The organism is Klebsiella michiganensis (assembly GCA_000963575.1).
Taxonomy (GTDB): Bacteria; Pseudomonadota; Gammaproteobacteria; order Enterobacterales; family Enterobacteriaceae; genus Cedecea; species Cedecea michiganensis_A.
Genome location: CP011077.1, coordinates 4,284,020 through 4,304,364, shown reverse-complemented (window position 1 = coordinate 4,304,364; position 20,345 = coordinate 4,284,020). Strand labels below are relative to the sequence as shown.

Sequence of the window (20,345 nt, the reverse complement as noted above, 5' to 3'; positions counted from 1 at the left end):
TGAATCACACTGTGGCGCTGAATCTATTATTTCTGTTTTGGAGTCTAACAAATGAAATGGGATTGTCACGATATAACAAATAGCGTGAATTGTGATTTGTCACAAATAAAAAACAGGGTGTTTTTTTACATCATTCTTTTCGCCAGTCGGCGGCCAATTGTTTCCAGAATATAAATGACAGGGATTTGTGTGGTGATGTCATAAACCCCAGCGATACGCACCGGCGGAATATGCCAGGAGATATTAAAGTCGGCTAATTTAGCCAGCGACGAGTTCTCATGGCTGGTGATAGACATCACTTTGCAGTGGTGGAGGCTGAACTGGCTGGCAAAGCGCAGGATTTCTTCGGTCTCGCCGGAAACGGAAAGCACAATAGCCAGCGCGTTACGTGCCATATCATTGGTGACCGGAAAATAAGGGTCATCTATATGATTGCTAAATTTCCCAACGTTTGAGAAAAAGCGTGCGCCGTATTTGGCTAAAGCGCCAGATGTTCCCGCGCCAACAAAAATAATACGCTCGGAGGAGCAAATAATATCTACCGCACGATCGATGAGATTATCAAATTCTTCGTTATTGGTGCTTTTAAAAAAACTGATGATTTCGCTGCTGCCGAAATTAGCGGGCTGGGTTTCCGTTTGCTCCAGATATAATTTAAAGCGAACGCGAAATTCAGAATACCCCTCACAGTTGAGCTTGCGGCAAAAACGCAGCACGGTAGTGGTGGAGACACCTGCGGCATCCGCCAGCTCCCGGATGGTCATGTACATCACTTTGTCTTTGTTTTTGATGACAAAGTTGTACACCATCATCTCGAGGCCGTTCAGGTTGGCGATTGCCGCGTGGGTAAACATACTCTCTCTTCCTGCTGAGTCGACTTTTGCTAACGGCCAGGGCTAACGCAGCCAGCCTTTCTCGTGTGCCACATATAATTGGCGCTCGACATGTTGCCATAATTCCGGCCAGCTTTCTCCCACCTGCGCATTGCGGGTTAATACCTGCTGCAGGGAAATATTATTTTCTCGCCAGCTCTGCCCTTGGTTATGCAGGTTTAGCAGAATAGGCAAAATGCGATCCAGCGCCCCGGCAAAGCGGGCATCGGGCGTGGTGCCCGCCTCATATTCTTCCCACAGCGCGAGGAATTGTGGCCCCTGAGGCTCGGGTAATAAACCAAACAGGCGGCGTGCGGCCACAGCTTCTTTTTCGGCGATAGCTTCGCGGGCCGCAATGTCATAAACCAGCACATCGCCAACGTCGATTTCCACGATATCATGTAACAGCGCCATCTGAATCACTCGCTGGATATCCACGTCTTCCCTGGCCCAGGGAGCCAGGCTCATCGCCGCCACGGCGAAGTGCCAGCTGTGTTCGGCAGAGTCTTCATGTTGTTCATGACCAATGATTTTGGTACGGCGTTGAACCAGCTTCAGCTTATCAATCTCCATCAGGAAATGGATGGCCTCGCTCATTTCGCCAAATGCCTGTTGCATCGTTTTATCCCTGTTTTTTCGCTGTCGTTTGATTGTAAAAGAAATCCTCCAGGCTGACGAACTGCGGTCGTCACAGGCGCTCACACATTTATTTTAGCTTACATGTGTTCACTGGAATCATTCTCAGTTAGGCTAGTGGGGCTGCGTTATTCTTCTTTATCTCGGGAGGAGCCAGATGGCTCGTAAACCAATTATCGCGCATGGATATTCTCTGGCTGAGGAAGTAGCCAATAGCATCAGCCACGGCATTGGGCTGGTGTTCGGCATTGTTGGCTTGGTGTTGCTGCTGGTACAGGCGGTGGACGCCAACGCCAGCGCAACGGCAATCACCAGCTATAGCCTGTACGGCGGCAGCATGATCCTGCTGTTTCTCGCCTCAACCCTTTACCACGCCATTCCGCACGAGCGGGCCAAGCGGTGGCTGAAAAAGTTTGACCACTGCGCCATATACCTGCTGATTGCCGGAACATACACACCTTTTCTGCTGGTGGGACTCAACTCACCGCTGTCAAAAGGATTGATGATTGTCATCTGGAGCCTGGCGCTGGCCGGGATACTGTTTAAGCTCACTATCGCGCACCGGTTTAAGGTGCTGTCGCTGGTGACCTATCTGCTGATGGGCTGGCTGTCGCTGGTGGTTATCTACCAGATGGTGGTCAAACTGGCGCCGGGCAGCGTTACGCTACTGGCGATTGGCGGTATCGTTTATTCGCTCGGGGTAATTTTCTACGTCTGCAAACGCATTCCATACAACCATGCCATCTGGCACGGATTTGTGCTGGGGGGCAGCGTTTGCCATTTCCTCGCGATTTATCTCTATATTCGTTAGCGTGCGCCTAACCTGCCAAAATGTTGAGCCCCGGTCTCGGGGCTCAACATGCGATTATTTTTCTTCCAGAGAATAAGGCAGTGGTTCAAGTGCGAGCTTGCTGTTTGCATCGTCACGTACGCGCAGGACGCTGTCCGGCTCCAGATCGTTGTTCATCACCGCCTGCACAATAAGACGGCCATCTTCTAATCGCACGGCGGCCAGCACGGTACCGGTACGACGCCAGTTTTCACCCAGCTGCAATTCAAGGTCTTCGCCTGCCTCAGGTACGCGGCTGGCGCTACCGGCCAGCAGCCAGAGTGCTCGCTTATTTGCTCCGCGGAACTTGGCTCGGGCAACCATTTCCTGGCCGGTATAACAGCCTTTTTTAAAGCTGATGCCGCCCAGTGCCTGAAGGTTGGTCGCCTGTGGAATGAACTGTGCGCTGTTTACGCTATCAATGACTGGCAATCCGCCTTCGACATCCAGCGCCAGCCACTGCTGGCTATCATTGCGCTGTGCTTCTTCGCTGAGTTTCTCGGTTAGCGTCTGAGCCGTTTCTTCGTCAGTGACAATCAGGAAGCGTTCAGCTGGCTGGTTCAGCCACAGTAAAGTTGTTGCTCCGTGCTGGACGACCTGGGTTTCTTCATCCGGCAGCGTATCGAAAACGGCGGCTAGCGCAGAGCGCGCCTGGAAACCGGCTAACCCTAACAAAACGCTGGCGTCATCCGCACTGAAGGTGACTTTGGAGAAGACGGCGTATTTCTTTAGCTCCGTCAGTTGGGCGTCACGCAGGTTGCGACGCTCAATAAATGCAAAGCCTTCACCGCGATGGAACAGGCGCAGGTTACTCCACATCTTCCCTTTGGCATCGCAATGGGCGCAAAGTAAATGCTGGCCCGCTTCAAGCTTAGCGACGTCGGCAGTGACCTGCCCCTGAAGGTACTTCTCGGCATCCGCGCCTACGGCAGTGACGAGAGCCCAGTCATCAAGCGTCATTAACGTCAGCGGCAGACGGGCGGAGGCACAGGGCTGGCGAGGAGGAAACGGATTAAAAGCCATAACAAAGATCCCGGGTTATCCAACGGTTTAATTTCTCAATGGTAAAAGAGCCAGAGGGCAATGCAAGCAGTTTGATAACGCCATTTGTGCGTTTGCGTGCTGCCTCGGAGAATCTTGTGCAATCGGTGCTGTGACACGGGTTTGTATGGGGAAAGCGCGCACAATGGAACATTCAGGTAATCCCGGTGACAAAAACACGTTACACTAACTCCGTACCCAATTTGATGGTTAAGCAGGAAAGTGCACATGGATATCAATAATAAAGCCCGAATTCACTGGGCATGCCGCCGTGGAATGCGCGAGCTCGATATTTCGATTATGCCGTTCTTCGAACATGAATACGAAACGCTTAGCGACAGCGACAAGCAGCTGTTTGTCCGCCTGCTGGAGTCTGACGATCCAGACTTGTTTAACTGGTTGATGAACCACGGTAAACCAGCAGATGCCGAACTTCAGCGTATGGTTGCCCTGATTCAGACACGGAATAAAGAACGTGGTCCTGTGGCAATCTGACCTGCGGGTTTCATGGCGCGCGCAATGGATGTCATTACTCCTCCACGGCCTGGTGGCGCTGTTCGTGCTGCTAATGCCGTGGCCGATGAGCTACACGCTGGTCTGGATGCTATTGCTTTCCCTTGTGGTTTTTGACAGCGTGCGCAGCCAGCGCCGTATTCACGCTCGCCAGGGCGAAATTAAACTGCTGACGGACTTTCGTCTGCGCTGGCAAGGGCGTGACTGGGATATCGTCGGAAACCCGTGGATTATTGATAGCGGGGTGATGCTAAGACTGCGACGGGCTGGAAAACAACGTTGCCAGCACCTTTGGCTGGCCGCTGACAGCATGGACATCGGTGAATGGCGTGACTTACGCCGCCTGCTGATGCAGCAACAGGCGAGCGGAAGCGGGCAGGTTTAAGCGAAGCGCTCGGCCATTTCGCCAAGGATTTGCTCACACCAGGTTTCAATACGTTCGTCGCTCAGATCGTACTGATTGGTTTCATCCAACGCCAGGCCAACAAACAGCTGCCCGTCGGCAATGACCGGTTTTGGGCTGGTAAATTCATAGCCTTCAGTTGGCCAGTAACCGATGAATTGCGCCCCGCGCGGTGCCAGCTTGTCGTGCAGCATGCCTAACGCATCCAGGAACCATTCACCGTAGCCAAGCTGGTCGCCCATGCCGTAAAGCGCCACGATTTTGCCTTCCAGATTCAGTTCGTCTAACTGCGGCCAGACGGTTTCCCAGTCCTCCTGCAGTTCACCAAAATCCCAGGTTGGAATGCCAAGGATCAGAACGTCATACTGCTCCATCAGGGCCGGAGTGTCGTCTTTCAGGTTGTGAAGCGTCACCAGTTCCGGGCCAATGATGTCGCGAATTTTTTCGGCTGCCATTTCGGTGTAGCAGGTGCTGGAGCCGTAAAAAAGACCAATGTTCATAGCAATAACAACTCATTTTAATCGCGTGCAGATGGCCAAGTGTACCAGATCCCGTTCGCCATCATGCATAATGGACACAATTCGCCAAATCAGGAGTGGAGCGTGGAGCAGGATAAGATTCGTATAGAACAGTTTCTGGATGCGCTGTGGCTGGAGAGAAACCTGGCTGAAAATACGCTCAGTTCTTATCGCCGCGATCTCACTATGGTGGCCGAATGGCTGCAGCGCCACCAGCTCAGTTTTTTAACGGTCCAGGCTTCGGATCTCCAGTCGCTGCTTGCGGAGCGCGTTGAGGGCGGTTATAAAGCCACCAGTTCCGCACGCTTGCTTAGCGCCATGCGTAGGTTATTTCAGTATTTGTACCGTGAAAAAATGCGGGAAGACGACCCTAGCGCGCTGCTTTCATCCCCCAAACTTCCTCAGCGTTTGCCAAAGGATTTAAGCGAAGCTCAGGTTGAGCGGCTGTTACAATCTCCGTGTATCGATCAGCCTATTGAGCTGCGTGATAAAGCAATGCTTGAAGTTTTGTACGCAACCGGGCTGCGCGTCTCGGAGCTGGTCGGGCTGACAATGAGCGACATCAGCCTGCGGCAGGGCGTTGTGCGGGTGATTGGTAAAGGCAATAAAGAGCGTCTGGTACCGCTGGGGGAAGAGGCGGTGTACTGGATTGAAGAGTACCTGAAGTATAGCCGCCCGGACTTGTTAAACGGACAGTCTCTGGACGTGCTATTCCCCAGTAACCGCGCACAGCAAATGACGCGGCAAACCTTCTGGCACCGCATTAAGCACTATGCCGTGCTGGCTGGCATCGACAGCGAAAAGTTGTCTCCGCATGTGTTGCGCCACGCTTTTGCCACGCACTTGCTGAACCATGGCGCGGATCTCCGTGTCGTACAGATGCTGCTGGGCCATAGTGATTTGTCCACGACACAAATTTATACACATGTAGCGACGGCGCGTTTACGCCAGCTGCATCAACAGCACCACCCTCGAGCGTGAGTGCCACAAGAGATAAAGGAATCCTCATGAAAAAAGGTTTTTGGCTGCTTTCGCTGCTGGCCGCTTCTGTTTCCGGTTTTGCTCACGCGGATGACGCCGCCATTAAACAATCCCTGGCGAAGCTGGGCGTGCAGGGGGCGGAGATTCAAGCTGCACCGGTTGCCGGAATGAAAACCGTGCTGACCGACAGCGGCGTGCTCTACGTAACCGAAGACGGCAAGCATGTGATTCAGGGGCCGCTTTATGATGTGAGCGGGGCCCAGCCGGTGAACGTGACTAACCAACTGCTGGTCGGCAAGCTGAACGCTCTGGAAAAAGAGATGATCATCTACAAAGCGCCGAAGGAGCAGCATGTGATTACGGTGTTCACCGACATCACCTGCGGCTACTGCCACAAACTGCACGAAGAGATGAGCGACTACAACGCGCTGGGGATCACCGTGCGTTATCTGGCATTCCCGCGCCAGGGGCTGCAAAGCCAGGCTGAGAGCGACATGAAGTCCATCTGGTGTGCGAAAGACCGCAACAAGGCGTTCGATGCCGCAATGAAGGGCGGAGATGTGGCACCGGCAAGCTGTGACATAAACCTGGCTAACCATTACAACCTGGGCGTGCAGTTTGGCGTTCAGGGCACGCCGGCGATTATCTTGAGCAACGGCAGCATGATCCCGGGTTATCAGGGGCCAAAAGAGATGAAACAAATGCTGGATGCCCACAAGCAGCTAACGAAAGCGGGTGGTTAATTTCGGGTGAAACAGCAAACGCAACTCCGCCGCCGGGTCGTTGACAGCTCGGTGGCGCTTCCGGCTACGCTGCCTCCTCTGCTACAGCGGCTGTACGCCAGCCGGGGCGTGCGTGGCGAGCAAGATCTGGAGCGCGGCGTAAAAGGGATGCTGCCGTGGCAGCAGCTCAGCGGCATCGACCGGGCAGTCGTCATGCTTTACAACGCTTTTCGCGAAGGTCTGCGCATTATCGTTGTCGGTGATTTTGATGCCGATGGGGCAACCAGCACGGCGCTAAGCGTTTTGGCGCTACGCAGCATGGGGGCTGAAAATATTGGCTACCTGGTGCCGAACCGCTTTGAAGATGGCTATGGGCTTAGCCCGGAAGTGGTCGATCAGGCCCATGCTCGCGGCGCGCAGATGATAATGACCGTTGACAACGGTATTTCATCCCATGCGGGCGTTGAGCGCGCCCATGCGCTGGGGATCCCGGTGCTGGTGACCGATCACCACCTGCCGGGGGAAACGCTCCCCGCCGCTGAAGCCATCATTAACCCGAATCTCGCCGACTGCGCGTTTCCATCGAAATCCCTGGCCGGCGTTGGCGTCGCGTTTTATTTGATGCTGGCGTTACGCACGCATCTGCGTGACAAAGGCTGGTTCGAACAGCGTGGACTGGCCATTCCGAACCTTGCCGAACTGCTCGATTTAGTCGCGCTGGGCACCGTGGCGGACGTCGTGCCTCTGGATGCCAACAATCGCATTCTGACCTGGCAAGGCCTAAGCCGTATCCGCGCGGCTAAATGCCGCCCCGGTATTCGCGCCCTGCTGGAAGTGGCCAACCGAGAGCCGCAAAAGATCGCCGCCAGCGATCTCGGCTTTGCGCTGGGGCCGCGTCTGAACGCCGCAGGCCGGCTGGATGATATGTCAGTTGGCGTCGCATTGTTGCTCAGCGAAAATATCGGCGAAGCACGTATGCTGGCTAATGAGCTGGACGCGCTGAATCAGACGCGGAAAGAGATTGAACAAGGTATGCAGGTTGAGGCGCTAACCCTTTGCGAACAACTGGAGCGCAGCAGCGAAGTGCTGCCTTACGGGCTGGCGATGTATCACCCGGAGTGGCATCAGGGCGTGGTTGGCATACTTGCCTCGCGAATAAAAGAACGTTTCCACCGGCCGGTAATCGCGTTTGCGCCTGCGGGAGACGGCACGCTAAAAGGTTCCGGCCGCTCGGTGCAGGGGCTGCACATGCGCGATGCCTTAGAGCGTCTGGACACGCTCTATCCGGGCATGATGCTGAAATTCGGCGGGCACGCGATGGCCGCTGGTCTGTCGCTGGAAGAGTCGCGTTTTGAGGAGTTCCGTCAGCGCTTTGGCGACCTGGTCGGTGAGTGGCTGGATCCGGCGTTGCTGCAGGGGGAGATCTGGTCTGATGGCCCGCTGTCTGCTCAGGAGATGACGCTCGAAGTGGCGGAGATGCTCAGAGATGCCGGCCCGTGGGGGCAAATGTTCCCGGAGCCGCTGTTTGACGGCAAGTTCCGCATTCTCCAGCAGCGCCTGGTGGGCGAGCGCCATCTGAAGGTCATGGTGGAGCCTGTCGGCGGTGGCCCGCTGCTGGACGGCATTGCCTTTAACGTGGATACCACCCGCTGGCCGGACAACGGCGTGCGCGAGGTTGAGCTGGCCTACAAGCTGGATGTGAACGAGTTTCGCGGCAACCGAAGCGTGCAGCTTTTGATTGATCATCTCTGGCCAATCTAGCCTGCATTCTCAACGCGGCTGCAGCGTTAATTACTTGGCTATATGTCAGGGAGAATGCTACAAAATGCGGCGTAAATCCGGTAAACTTTCCGGTTTACGATCGCATTTCATCTTCTGAAATCAACATAAGAAATTAAGCATGTTTGAAATTAACCCGGTAAAAAGCCGCATCCAGGACCTCACAGAGCGCAGCGACGTTCTTAGGGGGTATCTTTGACTACGATGCCAAGAAAGAGCGCCTCGAAGAAGTAAACGCCGAGCTGGAACAGCCCGATGTCTGGAACGAACCTGAACGCGCACAGGCGCTGGGTAAAGAGCGTTCCTCGCTGGAAGCGATTGTCGACACTTTAGACCAGATGTCTCAAGGCCTGGAAGACGTTTCCGGCTTGCTGGAGCTGGCGGTAGAGGCCGACGACGAAGAGACCTTTAACGAGGCCGTTGCCGAGCTGGAATTGCTGGACGCCAAACTGGCGCAGCTTGAATTCCGCCGTATGTTCTCCGGTACTTATGACAGCGCCGACTGCTACATCGACATCCAGGCCGGTTCCGGCGGTACTGAAGCGCAGGACTGGGCAAGCATGCTGGAGCGTATGTACCTGCGCTGGGCAGAAGCTCGCGGTTTCAAAACTGAAATCATTGAAGAGTCCGAAGGCGAAGTGGCGGGCATCAAGTCCGTGACCATTCGCATTCAGGGTGACTATGCCTTTGGCTGGCTGCGTACCGAAACCGGCGTTCACCGCCTGGTGCGTAAGAGTCCGTTTGACTCCGGTGGCCGCCGCCATACCTCGTTCAGCTCCGCGTTTGTTTATCCGGAAGTGGACGACGACATTGATATCGACATCAACCCGGCGGACCTGCGCATTGACGTTTATCGCGCATCCGGCGCGGGCGGCCAGCACGTTAACCGTACGGAATCTGCGGTACGTATTACCCACATTCCAACCGGCACCGTGACCCAGTGCCAGAATGACCGTTCTCAGCACAAGAACAAAGACCAGGCGATGAAGCAGATGAAGGCGAAGCTGTACGAGCTGGAAATGCAGAAAAAGAATGCTGAGAAGCAGGCCATGGAAGACAACAAATCGGATATCGGCTGGGGCAGCCAGATTCGTTCTTACGTCCTCGACGACTCCCGCATTAAAGATCTGCGCACCGGGGTTGAAACCCGCAACACGCAGGCGGTGCTGGACGGCGATCTGGACAAATTTATCGAAGCAAGTTTGAAAGCAGGGTTATGAGGAACCAACATGTCTGAACAACAAGCACAGGGCGTTGACGCAGCAGCCGATCTTAACAATGAACTGAAAGCGCGCCGTGAGAAGCTGGTGGCTCTGCGTGAGCAGGGTATCCCATTCCCGAACGATTTCCGCCGCGATCATACCTCAGACCAACTGCACGCTGACTTCGATGCGAAAGAGAACGAAGAGCTGGAAGACCTCGGCGTTGAGGTAAGCGTTGCTGGCCGTATGATGACCCGCCGTATCATGGGTAAAGCCTCCTTCGTGACTCTGCAGGACGTCGGTGGCCGTATTCAGCTGTATGTGTCCCGCGACGACCTGGCGGAAGGCATCTACAACGATCAGTTCAAAAAGTGGGACCTGGGCGATATCCTGGGCGCGCGCGGCAAGCTGTTCAAAACCAAAACTGGCGAGCTGTCCATTCACTGTACTGAACTGCGTCTGCTGACCAAGGCGCTGCGTCCGCTGCCGGACAAATTCCACGGCCTGGCCGATCAGGAAACCCGTTACCGCCAGCGTTACCTGGACCTGATCGCTAACGATGAGTCCCGCAACACCTTTAAAGTTCGCTCGAAAATTATGGCCGGCATCCGTCAGTTCATGGTTGGCCGTGACTTTATGGAAGTGGAAACGCCAATGATGCAGGTGATCCCAGGCGGCGCATCCGCTCGTCCGTTCATCACGCACCATAACGCGCTGGACATCGACATGTACCTGCGTATCGCGCCAGAGCTGTATCTGAAGCGCCTGGTGGTGGGTGGTTTCGACCGCGTCTTCGAGATCAACCGTAACTTCCGTAACGAAGGCATCTCGCCGCGCCATAACCCTGAGTTCACCATGATGGAACTCTATATGGCTTACGCGGACTACAAAGATCTGATTGAGCTGACTGAATCTCTGTTCCGCACCCTGGCGCAGGACGTTCTGGGCACCACCGAAGTGCAGTACGGCGAAGAAACCTTCGACTTCGGCAAGCCGTTTGAAAAGCTCACCATGCGTGAGGCTATCAAAAAGCACCGTCCAGAAACTAACCTGGCCGATCTCGACGACATGGACAAAGCGGTGGCTATCGCTCAGTCCATCGGCATTAAAATCGAGAAGAGCTGGGGTCTGGGCCGCGTCGTGACCGAGATCTTCGAAGAAGTTGCGGAAAGCCACCTGATTCAGCCGACCTTCATCACCGAATACCCGGCTGAAGTCTCTCCGCTGGCGCGTCGTAACGACGAAAACCCGGAAATCACCGACCGCTTTGAGTTCTTCATCGGTGGCCGTGAAATCGGGAACGGCTTCTCCGAGCTGAACGACGCGGAAGACCAGGCCCAGCGCTTTGCTGACCAGGTTGCCGCGAAAGACGCCGGCGACGACGAAGCAATGTTCTTCGACGAAGACTACGTCACCGCCCTGGAGCACGGCCTGCCGCCAACGGCGGGTCTGGGCATCGGTATCGACCGTATGGTTATGCTGTTCACCAACAGCCATACCATTCGCGACGTTATTCTGTTCCCGGCTCTGCGTCCAACTAAGTAAGCCTTTGTCCAGGCGGGAAGCCGCCTGCACAGTGATAAAAAAGCCCCGTCAGGTATCTGACGGGGCTTTTTTTAACTCGAAGGGTTACCCGGACACTGCTTTTTCCCGGCCACGCAGAATGTGTGTGGTCATCAGTCGCTCCGCCAGAGCAATGTCCTGATTTCTCAGGGCGGCCACAATAGCTCGATGCTCCTCGGTGGATGCCGTGTAATAAGCGTGGCGGCGTAAAGGATCGGGCTGATAATACACGCGCTGACGAATATTGTCGGACAGCTCGAGAAAAACGTCATTGTTGGTCAGTGACATCAGATAACGATGGAAGCTTTTGTCTTCCTCGAGCCAGCGGTCATAGGCCTGATGCTCTAGCGCATCCTGCTGTCTGCTAATTAACTGCTCCAGCGGATGAAAATGCTCCTCAGTCAGATAACCCTGCAACTGCCGCAGCGCCTGTAGCTCAATGGCTAAACGTAAATCATAGTAATCGCGGATCTCTTTAAGGGAGAGTTGCTGGATAAGAATTCCTTTGCGCGGAATGATTTTGAGCAAACCTTCGCTTTGCAGCTGATGCAGCGCCTCTCGAATCGGCGTGCGGCTCATGCCCAGTTCTTCAACCAGCTGATTCTCAGAGGTATAGCTATCACGCCGATACTCACGCTTAATGATCCGGTTCTTGATGGCGATATACGCCTGATGGCTCAGGGAGTGCTCTGACATACTGCATGGTTTCCTTAACCCGCGTGGAGACCCTGAGTATAAGAAGTTGCCCGAGGAGGGACAAGCGCCCGCAATCAGGGAGCTGCGGGCGCGGCTTAGGTTATTTTTTCAGATGGATGTAGAGATCTGCGCGACGATGCCCAAGGCAGGGCAATGCCTCCCGGGTTGTACGCGTGTGCTCGTAATCTATATCGCTGTAGATCAGGCCTTGCTCGACGCCCATGCTACTGCGGGTGACACCCATTGCATCACACACCAGGCTACGGCCACTGTAAATATTTCCCGTCTGATCGCAGGCGATTACGGGCAGGGTGTTTTCCAGCGCGCGGGCAGAGACCAATGCCTGGAAATGCTGTTCTTTAAGCGGGCCATGAACCCAGGCCGTAGGGACGATAAGCACATCAGCTCCCTGAAGTGCCAGTTCGCGAGCTATTTCGGGGAAACGAAGTTCGTAGCAAACCATTAGCCCAATGCGGCCGAGTTCAGTTTCAACCACCTTAATCGGGTTGTCTCCCGGAATGATGTTACGGGACTCCTGGTAAGAGAATGCATCGTACAAGTGTGTTTTACGGTAGGTATGCAGGATTTTGCCATGATTATCAATCAGTAGCGTGGTGTTCCAGGCACGGATATCATCCTCTGGATTACGTTCAAACATTCCTACTATCAGATAAATACTGGCTGCCTTAGCCGCCGCGCAAAGCCGGCTGACGAAAGGTCCATCAAGAGGTTCGGCTATATCTGCATATCGAGTGTCAGAAGAAGGTGAGATAAAGGCCATGAAGGTTTCCGGTAGAACCAGAAGCCTGGCGCCATTCTGGCTGGCCTCATGAATTACCGACTCCGCTTTCGCGAGGTTAACGGCTTTATCTGTATCGGTAATAAACTGCCCCAAAGCAATTTTCATTAACGGGCCTCCGACTCAAAGAAACGTGCTGCTCCGGAAATTGCCGCCAGAGACTCCCCCTTATCAATGCGCTGCTTAATAGATATCTCCGCATGCTGCGCTTTCAGCGCGCGCTCTGCCCAGCCGCTGACCTGATCGGGAGGGATAACCATAACCCCGTCGTCATCGGCAAGGATCAGGTCTCCCGGATTCACCGTTACGCCACAAACTGACACCGGGACGTTAATCGCGCCTTCAATACCTAAAATGCGGGTTGTTAGCGGACTGACATCGCGGGCGTAAAGCGGTACGCCAATTTCACGCAGTGCGCGCAGGTCGGTCACGCAGCCATCAATAATTGCGCCGGCAATGTTGCTGGCGCGAGCCATGTACGAAACTAATTCTCCCCAGCAGGCGCGGTCGGTATCCCCCGACATATCGATACAGACCACATCGCCCGCTTGCACCGTATCAAACACTTTATGCACTGCGCAGGAATCCATATGAGGGATACGTACAGTGACGGCATTTCCCGCGAAGCGCTTTCCGGGAAGAATGGATGTCAGTGATTTAATAAAACCAAAATCCGTCATATGTCCCAGGGTAGAAGGGCAAACCTCAGCCACTTCTTTTACCTGAGCAGGGCTGATGCCAGAGACGCGAGGGTTTATCGTAAACATAGAGACTCCTTAAGCGGGTTGGGAAGGATTTAACGGGCGATCGGGATTGATGAAGAACCAGCAGACAATGGCGAGAGCAATCGGCAGGATGTTAAACAGCAGGGCGATATTCCAGCCGAAGTGCTGGGCAAGAAAGCCGCACAACACGGGGGATATCACGCCCCCGAGATTGCCCCAAAGATTCATCCAGCCGCTGACAGAACCTGAATATTGCTGGCCTTTATCGGCTGCAACGGCCCAGGAAACGACCACGGGTAACCCGAGAGCGCCCAGCGTTAGGGTCAGCCAAAACACGCTGATAAAGGGATTAATCGTCATCGCTACACCCAGCGTGCCGACGATAAACAGGATGAAGCCGCCGATGGCAAGGTAGCCACGAGCGGCCATTAGCGAACGGCCACGCTGCAGCAAACTGTCCGATAATTTACCGCCGAAAAGTACGCACAGGCAGATAGCCAGCCACGGGAAACTGGCCGCGATCCCCATATGCGTAAGGGAAAAGCCTCGCGCTTCCTGAAGATAGGTTGGCAGCCAAATCATGAATAGCGTGGTCATATACACCACGAAGAAATACTGGATCCCAACGGCCCAAAACTCACGATTACGCATGAACTGGCGCCACGGGGCTTTCGCTTTCGCCTCTTTCTGAGAAATCGCGCGGCCCTCGCGGATGTGTTTCAGCTCAGCGCTTGAGATCCATGGGTGTACATCCGGCCTGTCACGAGCAAGAAAGAACCAAAGTAAAGCCACCGCGATGCCTGCCGCGCCGAAAATGAAGAACACCGCATGCCAGCCCCAGGCAAGCATAATCAGTACCGTAATTGTTGGCGCAATGACGGGGCCAAAATAAGAGCCCGCCAGCAGCAGACTTGCCGCTCTGGCTTTTTCATTTTTGCGGAACCACCAACTGTTAAATACGGCATTACCGGGATAGGTTGGCGCTTCGCCGACCCCAAACAGGAAGCGAACGATACACAGCCAAATAAAGCGTGGGGTTGTGGCCGTTAGTATCGTAAATAATGACCATAACAAGAGACTTAGTGTCACAATCAGCCGGCAACCAAACCGTTCAGCCAGCATGCCGCTGGGAATTTGCGCCAGGGCATAACCTAATGAAAACAGGGCTCCCAACAGGCCAAATTCGACCTTCGTCATACCGAGGTCGCGCATCATATGTTCCGCGACGATGGAAATATTGGCGCGATCCATATAAGCGATAAGGCCTATTACAAAGAAAAACAGGCCCAGCCCCCAGCGTAACCGACCGCGTGTCTGAATCTTTTCTGTGGAGACCGGCTGGCTGGCCGTAAGGGAAGTTTGATGATTATTCATAGCATTATCCTGAGGTTGGTAGCGCCATTCATTCTTGTATTCATCTTGTATACAAGTAAAAGCTATGAGAACCCTCCGTCGATGTCAAAGAGTTGTTGCTGAATTGTGATCTGGCAGAGGGGCTAAAATAGCTTTGCTTTTACTATCAGTTAATTGGCAAAAGGAATGGTCAATCACCCGTGAAACGTGCAAATCGTGACGCGATTTTGGCCGCAGGCTGAGAGATGGTACTATTCTGCCCGGAATAAATTTTGCCTGATGCGAGGTTGTTTTGAAGCCAGGATGCCGGACTGCGATGCCTGGATGTATCGCCCTACTAGCTGCTTGCCTGTTATTGGCGGGGTGCAGCAGCAAATCTCCTTCATCAAAAGAAGGCACTTTCAGCGGCGCGGTTTATACCGTGAAACGCGGCGATACACTCTCTAAAATTTCCAGAATGACCGGCAGCAGCGTGGGCGACCTCGCCCGGCTGAACGGGATCCCTGCGCCTTATACTATCCAGGTGGGCCAGCGTATTCGGATTAAAGGCTCAGGCTCTGCAAGCAGGCCGAAAAATACCGCGACGGCAAAAAACACCGCGCCTGCCCGGTCGCAAAATACGACCATCGCCAAAGTAGCCCCGCCGCCGGTGGGGGCTCGCTGCTGGCTGTGGCCGACCAAGGGCAACATTGTTGAGCCGTTCTCCAGCAGTGATGGCGGTAACAAAGGTATTGATATCTCAGGCTCTCGCGGGCAGCCCATTTATGCCTCCGGCACGGGAACGGTGGTTTACGTCGGCAACCAGCTGCGTGGCTACGGTAATTTGGTGATGATTAAACACAGCGAAGAGTACATCACCGCTTATGCCCATACCGACACGATGCTGGTGAATACCGGAGAGAAGGTGAAAGCCGGGCAGAAAATTGCCACGATGGGCAGCACGGGGGCGGATTCGGTGCGTTTGCACTTCCAGATTCGCTATCGGGCCACCGCCATTGACCCACAGCGTTACTTAAAACCGTCGTGTTAATTAAAAAATGCTTGAAAAACCATCACCTGGACGCAAAGGCACTTGCCAGCAAGTGCTGAAAGTCTATAATGCCTAACGCACCTCAAAGCGGGCGTAGTTCAATGGTAGAACGAGAGCTTCCCAAGCTCTATACGAGGGTTCGATTCCCTTCGCCCGCTCCAAACTCAAGTCTTCTGAAGTCTACCCAACTCAATTTTTCCTTGATAAATCAGCAGTTATAGCATTCTATTAGTCTATTGAACTCAATAATACTCCCCCAGGGTCAAGCTCAATGTGGGGGTATGGATGGGGGTATAATTGTACCCCATGCTGAGAGGTACCCCCAATGAAGTTAACTGCTCGTCAGGTTGAAACTGCAAAGCCGAAAGAGAAGCCCTACAAATTGGCTGATGGTGGGAGTCTTTACTTATTGGTTAACCCCAACGGTAAGAAATACTGGCGTCTGAAGTATCGTACGCCTGGAGGGGAAAATGTACTTGCGCTTGGTGTTTATCCTGCTGTTTCTTTAGCTGAAGCACGAAGCAAGCGTGAGGATGCTAAAAGAACATTAGCAGCTGGTAACGATCCTTCTCTCGAAAGAAAAATGGAGAAGCTCAGTCGCAAGCAGGACGCTGAAAACTCGTTTGAGGCTATCACTCGGGAGTGGTATCAGCGTCGCTATGATCGCTGGTCTGTCTCCTATCGTGAAGAGATGATGAGAACCTTTGAGAAGGATGTATTTCCTTATATCGGCCACCGACCAATCAAAGATATCAAACCGATGGAGTTGCTTGCTGTTCTTTCAAAGATAGAAACTCGAGGAGCAACTGAGAAGGTCCGTAAGGTTCGCCAGCGTTGTGGAGAGGTCTGGAAGTATGCGGTTGTGACTGGCAGGGCTGAGTACAATCCAGCTCCCGATCTAGCCAGCGCCGTAGCTCCCCATGAGAAAGAGCACTATGCTTTTTTGACCCAGGATGAACTGCCTGAGTTTCTTCGGACTCTGAACACCTATGCCGGTAGTGTGATTGTTAAGATTGCGATGCAATTACTTATTTTGACTGGAGTAAGGCCTGGGGAATTGAGGCAAGCGGAGTGGCAGGAGTTTGATTTTGAGCGGAAGGTTTGGAACGTACCAGCAGAGCGAATGAAAATGCGCCGACCTCATCTGGTTCCGTTATCAAGCCAGGCAATTGACCTGCTTAATCAGCTTAAACCCATGACGGGAGCAGGAGAGTTGCTGTTCCCAGGACGTAATAATCCTAAGAAACCGATGAGTGATATGGCATTGACTGTGTTGGTAAGGCGCATCGGCTATGCAGGACGCGTTACAGGGCATGGATTCCGCCACACGATGAGTACCATTTTGCATGAGCAGGGATTTAACTCGGCCTGGATCGAGCTACAGCTGGCTCACGTCGATAAGAACTCAATTCGTGGAACGTATAACCATGCTCAATATCTGGAGGGGAGGAGGGCGATGATGCAGTGGTATGGTGATTTTACTAGTAATTTAGGCAAGGAAGGGATTATTACAAGCTGAAATGTTGAAAGGCAGTCTCGAAAAGCAATTGCATTCGTCTGGGTACCTAGACGTCTGGATGGATGTAATTCAATATATGCTGCTAACTGCAATAGTTGAAAACCAGAGAAATAGTGGCTATTGCTACAAATTTTTTGCCTAAGTCAAAACTTGGTCTGCCTATACACTGATGCTATTTTAGACAAAACTAAATAAGGGAGGTAAGTATGTTTGAGGCGATCCAGCCATTGGATATATACAATAAGAACATCAACATACTGATTGGCTCAGGCGCTTCAGCAGACTTGTTCCCGACGCTGTCCCTAGCCATCAAGAATGCAGAGGGACGGCGAGAAACGATCGAAACGCTCGCCACACAGTTTGAAAACTCGCCAGAGAAGCGAACCGCGTTATTCATGCACTACTACAACACATGTATTTTTCCAGTGCAGACATTCAATCCAAGTTTCGTTACAACGAATAAAGGAAAAGAAAATCTCAAGAATTATGAGATTTTTTTAACAACCCTTTTGGGGTTGTTGGATAGAAGGAAAGACCTCAACCGCAAAATCAATATTTTTACCACAAACTATGATGGATGCCTGTCCCATACAGCTGACAGCCTTCTCATGAAGGGATCACATGATTTTGTGGTGAATGATGGTACCTCCGGATTTCACACAAAGCATCTTCATTCCAAAAACTTCAGTACGTTTCAATGTCAAACTGGAGTATTTGAACGAAGCAACTATGGCATCCCGCAGCTAAACATTATCCATCTTCACGGTTCGGTTTACTGGTCAAAAAGCGGTGATAAGATTGAAGTCAATTACCGCAATGATTTTAGTAACCTTTTGACAGAAGAGACACTCGGAAATTTAAATGGATATTCCGAATTTCTTGGTGTCGATGGCAACAGAACTGAAGGCATTCCATCCTTGGCATTCAGTCAAGACCAGATAGATATTTTCTGGGGGGAGTACAATAAGCTACCTATTGTCAACCCCACTAAGTGGAAGTTTTACGAAACTGTCTTCGAAGAACACTACTACCAGATGCTCAGGCTATTAAGCTATGAGCTTGAAAAACCAAATTCTATACTCATAACATTTGGCTTTTCGTTTGCTGATGAACACATTCTCAGACTTATCCAACGCTCCCTCTCCAACCCACAACTTCATACTTTTATTTGTTGTTATAGCAACAATAGTGCAAATAGCATGCGGGAAGAATTCAAATCTTGGAAAAACGTCCAAGTAATTGGGCCCGCTGAAGATATGAATATGGACTTCACCAATTTCAATAAATATGTTTTCTCACTCACGCCAGACACTTATGAACCTCCATTAAAAGCTGAAGAGGAGGATCTGATATGAGTATCATCGTAGGTGAGGTTATTGCAGTGAGTGGAGTGCGTATCTCCCTTCGAATTTTTGAAGACTCCAATCATGAGACTATTTTCTACGGAGGAGTTAAGTACAGAGGTATTTCACTTCGGGAGCACGTATCTATTCAGCGAGGCTTTATAGATATTGTCTGTCTTGTTGAAGGTGAATTTTTGGATGAGAAAAGGCTAGAGACTGATGCCGAGAAGGTCCAATATGTACGAAAAGTGGATGTTCGCCCCATTGGTTATATAGTAGATGATAAGTTTTTTGAAGGTGTGAAGTACATGCCGATGATCCGAGACAAGGCATCTCTACTCAGCGAACTTATGGTAGGGAAAATTTATGGGGCGGACGGTAAAACAGGTTTTTCTATTGGCTCTATGCTCAAGGAGAATGTACCCATCAACCTCCCATGGATGCGATTATTCAACAGCCATTTGGGCATATTTGGTAACACCGGGAGTGGTAAATCTAATACGCTAGCTAAACTTTATACTACACTTTTTAATGAGCGGCTCCAAGCATTACAGCACAAGAGCCAGTTCGTTATCATAGATTTTAATGGTGAATACACGGAAGATCAGCTACTACCAGCTAAGAATAAGCAAATCACAGTGCTGGACTCTAAAAAAGCAAAGCACAAATTCAAGATTGAAGGCGCTCATTTTTGGGATGTCGAAACCCTAAGCCTCTTGTTTCAGGCAACTACGAACACACAACAGCCATTTCTGCGTCGCGTTCTATCTGGTAAGGAAAAATTTAAAACTACGCCACTCAAAAGGTATGTAGAAAAGGTTTTTGAAAAAGTTTTTAGTACAGGTGAAGCGAAATCAGATGCTTTGGATTTGAGCCGTGAAATTGCACGCATGATTGACTGCGAATTGCTTCAAGAACATTTAAAAGGAATTATTTATTACAATAAAGATAAGTATTTTAAGCATGCCAGCGGCACGTACTATAATTCAAATGGCAATGGATTTGACGCGAATATCAAACCCATTATTGATGAGAGTGTTAATTTAGATGGAATTGATCAATTCGACGAACTAATATTGCGGTGCTACCTCCAACTCTGTTCAGATGTTGTATTTGGCTATGCCCAATACGAACACATTCAACCGGTGCTAGCTAGGGCCAAATCATCTATATCGGCTCTGCGTAATGTTCTTGAAATCGTTGATGTGCCACAACCTCCGCATCTCTTACATGTCATCTCTTTAAAGAAATGCAAGAATGAGATAAAAAAGATCTTGCCACTGCTTGTAGCCAAAAATTTCTACACAAATCATAAAGATGCAGAGAATCTTAAAAGCCCTCCAAGCCGGACTCTGCACCTTATCATTGATGAGGCACACAATATTTTGTCAGAGCAGTCCACCCGTGAGCATGAAATCTGGAAAGACTACCGGCTTGAACTCTTTGAAGAAATAATTAAGGAGGGACGCAAGTATGGCGTATACCTCACACTATCTAGTCAGCGGCCTGCAGATATTTCACCTACTATTGTTTCCCAGATTCACAATTTCTTCATACACCGATTGGTTAACGATCGCGACCTTATGCTATTAGACAATACAATTAGCACGTTAGATTCCAGTTCTAAGGCTCTCATACCGACTCTAGCCAAGGGCTGCTGCGTAGTCACTGGAACCGCTTTTGATCTTCCAATGATATTGAAAATTGACCCGCTGCTGAAACAGCATCGACCCAGCAGCGACGATGTGAACCTTGAAGAACTTTGGGCGCTACCTCCAGCTTAATATTAACTCTAACAGAATGTGCCCTGTGGATGTCTTC

The 20,345-nt window shown here is 51.8% G+C and carries 20 protein-coding genes and 1 tRNA gene; 13 read left to right on the top strand and 8 right to left on the bottom strand.

Going from position 1 to position 20,345, the window contains the following annotated elements:
• Nucleotides 1–125 precede the first annotated feature (125 nt).
• Both VW41_19890 and VW41_19885 read right to left on the bottom strand, forming a co-directional pair.
• On the bottom strand, nucleotides 126–854 hold the full coding sequence (locus tag VW41_19890) for a transcriptional regulator (GenBank protein ID AJZ91113.1): 729 nt from the start codon (nucleotides 852–854) through the stop codon (nucleotides 126–128).
• Nucleotides 855–896: 42 nt separating this feature from the next.
• Entirely contained in the window at nucleotides 897–1,490 is a 594-nt protein-coding gene (locus VW41_19885) for a hydrolase (GenBank protein ID AJZ91112.1), read from the bottom strand.
• 175 nt (nucleotides 1,491–1,665) lie between these two features.
• Between VW41_19885 and VW41_19880 the strand changes: the two genes are divergently transcribed.
• Nucleotides 1,666–2,319 (top strand): hemolysin, encoded by a 654-nt coding sequence (locus VW41_19880; protein AJZ91111.1) that lies wholly within the window; start codon nucleotides 1,666–1,668, stop codon nucleotides 2,317–2,319.
• A 54-nt stretch (nucleotides 2,320–2,373) separates the two neighbouring features.
• Here VW41_19880 and ygfZ read toward each other — a convergent pair whose 3' ends face one another.
• The gene (gene ygfZ / locus VW41_19875; protein ID AJZ91110.1) at nucleotides 2,374–3,360 is read right to left on the bottom strand and encodes a global regulator; all 987 of its coding nucleotides are present in this window, start codon (nucleotides 3,358–3,360) and stop codon (nucleotides 2,374–2,376) included.
• A gap of 246 nt (nucleotides 3,361–3,606) precedes the next feature.
• On the opposite strand from ygfZ, the gene VW41_19870 reads away from it, so the two are divergent.
• Nucleotides 3,607–3,873, top strand: a complete 267-nt coding sequence (locus VW41_19870) for a hypothetical protein (protein ID AJZ91109.1) — start codon at nucleotides 3,607–3,609, stop codon at nucleotides 3,871–3,873.
• Nucleotides 3,854–4,276, top strand: a complete 423-nt coding sequence (locus tag VW41_19865; protein ID AJZ91108.1) for a membrane protein — start codon at nucleotides 3,854–3,856, stop codon at nucleotides 4,274–4,276. Before VW41_19870 ends, VW41_19865 begins: the two co-directional genes overlap by 20 nt.
• Here the strand turns inward: VW41_19865 and VW41_19860 are convergent.
• Nucleotides 4,273–4,794: a flavodoxin FldB gene (locus VW41_19860; protein ID AJZ91107.1), complete on the bottom strand. Its 522-nt coding sequence runs from the start codon at nucleotides 4,792–4,794 to the stop codon at nucleotides 4,273–4,275. The two genes, VW41_19865 and VW41_19860, sit on opposite strands and share 4 nt — an antisense overlap.
• Nucleotides 4,795–4,896: 102 nt before the next feature.
• Between VW41_19860 and xerD the strand changes: the two genes are divergently transcribed.
• From xerD to lysS, 5 genes are all read left to right on the top strand, one after another.
• Nucleotides 4,897–5,793 carry a site-specific tyrosine recombinase XerD gene (gene xerD, locus VW41_19855; GenBank protein AJZ91106.1) on the top strand — a complete coding sequence of 299 codons (897 nt, stop codon included), beginning with the start codon at nucleotides 4,897–4,899 and terminating at the stop codon, nucleotides 5,791–5,793.
• A gap of 26 nt (nucleotides 5,794–5,819) precedes the next feature.
• The gene (locus VW41_19850; GenBank protein ID AJZ91105.1) at nucleotides 5,820–6,536 is read left to right on the top strand and encodes a protein-disulfide isomerase; all 717 of its coding nucleotides are present in this window, start codon (nucleotides 5,820–5,822) and stop codon (nucleotides 6,534–6,536) included.
• Between the two features lie 6 nt (nucleotides 6,537–6,542).
• A complete protein-coding gene (locus VW41_19845) occupies nucleotides 6,543–8,276 on the top strand; it encodes an ssDNA exonuclease RecJ (GenBank protein AJZ91104.1) in 1,734 nt (577 codons plus the stop codon).
• Nucleotides 8,277–8,632: 356 nt separating this feature from the next.
• On the top strand, nucleotides 8,633–9,514 hold the full coding sequence (locus tag VW41_19840; GenBank protein AJZ91103.1) for a peptide chain release factor 2: 882 nt from the start codon (nucleotides 8,633–8,635) through the stop codon (nucleotides 9,512–9,514).
• Between the two features lie 9 nt (nucleotides 9,515–9,523).
• Nucleotides 9,524–11,041 (top strand): lysine--tRNA ligase, encoded by a 1,518-nt coding sequence (gene lysS / locus VW41_19835; GenBank protein ID AJZ91102.1) that lies wholly within the window; start codon nucleotides 9,524–9,526, stop codon nucleotides 11,039–11,041.
• A gap of 84 nt (nucleotides 11,042–11,125) precedes the next feature.
• Here the strand turns inward: lysS and VW41_19830 are convergent, their stop codons facing one another.
• The 4 genes from VW41_19830 to VW41_19815 form a co-directional block, all read right to left on the bottom strand.
• A complete protein-coding gene (locus VW41_19830) occupies nucleotides 11,126–11,755 on the bottom strand; it encodes a GntR family transcriptional regulator (protein ID AJZ91101.1) in 630 nt (209 codons plus the stop codon).
• 100 nt (nucleotides 11,756–11,855) lie between these two features.
• Nucleotides 11,856–12,662: an amidohydrolase gene (locus VW41_19825; protein ID AJZ91100.1), complete on the bottom strand. Its 807-nt coding sequence runs from the start codon at nucleotides 12,660–12,662 to the stop codon at nucleotides 11,856–11,858.
• The gene (locus tag VW41_19820; protein ID AJZ91099.1) at nucleotides 12,662–13,321 is read right to left on the bottom strand and encodes a 4-hydroxy-4-methyl-2-oxoglutarate aldolase; all 660 of its coding nucleotides are present in this window, start codon (nucleotides 13,319–13,321) and stop codon (nucleotides 12,662–12,664) included. Before VW41_19820 ends, VW41_19825 begins: the two co-directional genes overlap by 1 nt.
• A gap of 9 nt (nucleotides 13,322–13,330) precedes the next feature.
• Nucleotides 13,331–14,653, bottom strand: coding sequence for a glucarate transporter (locus tag VW41_19815; GenBank protein ID AJZ91098.1), 1,323 nt, complete (start codon nucleotides 14,651–14,653; stop codon nucleotides 13,331–13,333).
• Between the two features lie 295 nt (nucleotides 14,654–14,948).
• Here VW41_19815 and VW41_19810 point away from each other — a divergent pair, with 295 nt between their 5' ends.
• The 5 genes from VW41_19810 to VW41_19790 all read left to right on the top strand — a co-directional run bounded on the left by VW41_19810 (nucleotide 14,949) and on the right by VW41_19790 (nucleotide 20,308).
• On the top strand, nucleotides 14,949–15,662 hold the full coding sequence (locus VW41_19810; protein ID AJZ91097.1) for a lipoprotein: 714 nt from the start codon (nucleotides 14,949–14,951) through the stop codon (nucleotides 15,660–15,662).
• Between the two features lie 87 nt (nucleotides 15,663–15,749).
• Nucleotides 15,750–15,823 (top strand) — tRNA-Gly (locus VW41_19805).
• Nucleotides 15,824–15,987: 164 nt separating this feature from the next.
• Nucleotides 15,988–17,181, top strand: coding sequence for an integrase (locus VW41_19800; GenBank protein AJZ91096.1), 1,194 nt, complete (start codon nucleotides 15,988–15,990; stop codon nucleotides 17,179–17,181).
• 206 nt (nucleotides 17,182–17,387) lie between these two features.
• A complete protein-coding gene (locus VW41_19795) occupies nucleotides 17,388–18,536 on the top strand; it encodes a hypothetical protein (GenBank protein AJZ91095.1) in 1,149 nt (382 codons plus the stop codon).
• On the top strand, nucleotides 18,533–20,308 hold the full coding sequence (locus VW41_19790; protein AJZ91094.1) for a nucleotidyltransferase: 1,776 nt from the start codon (nucleotides 18,533–18,535) through the stop codon (nucleotides 20,306–20,308). Before VW41_19795 ends, VW41_19790 begins: the two co-directional genes overlap by 4 nt.
• Nucleotides 20,309–20,345: the final 37 nt, after the last annotated feature.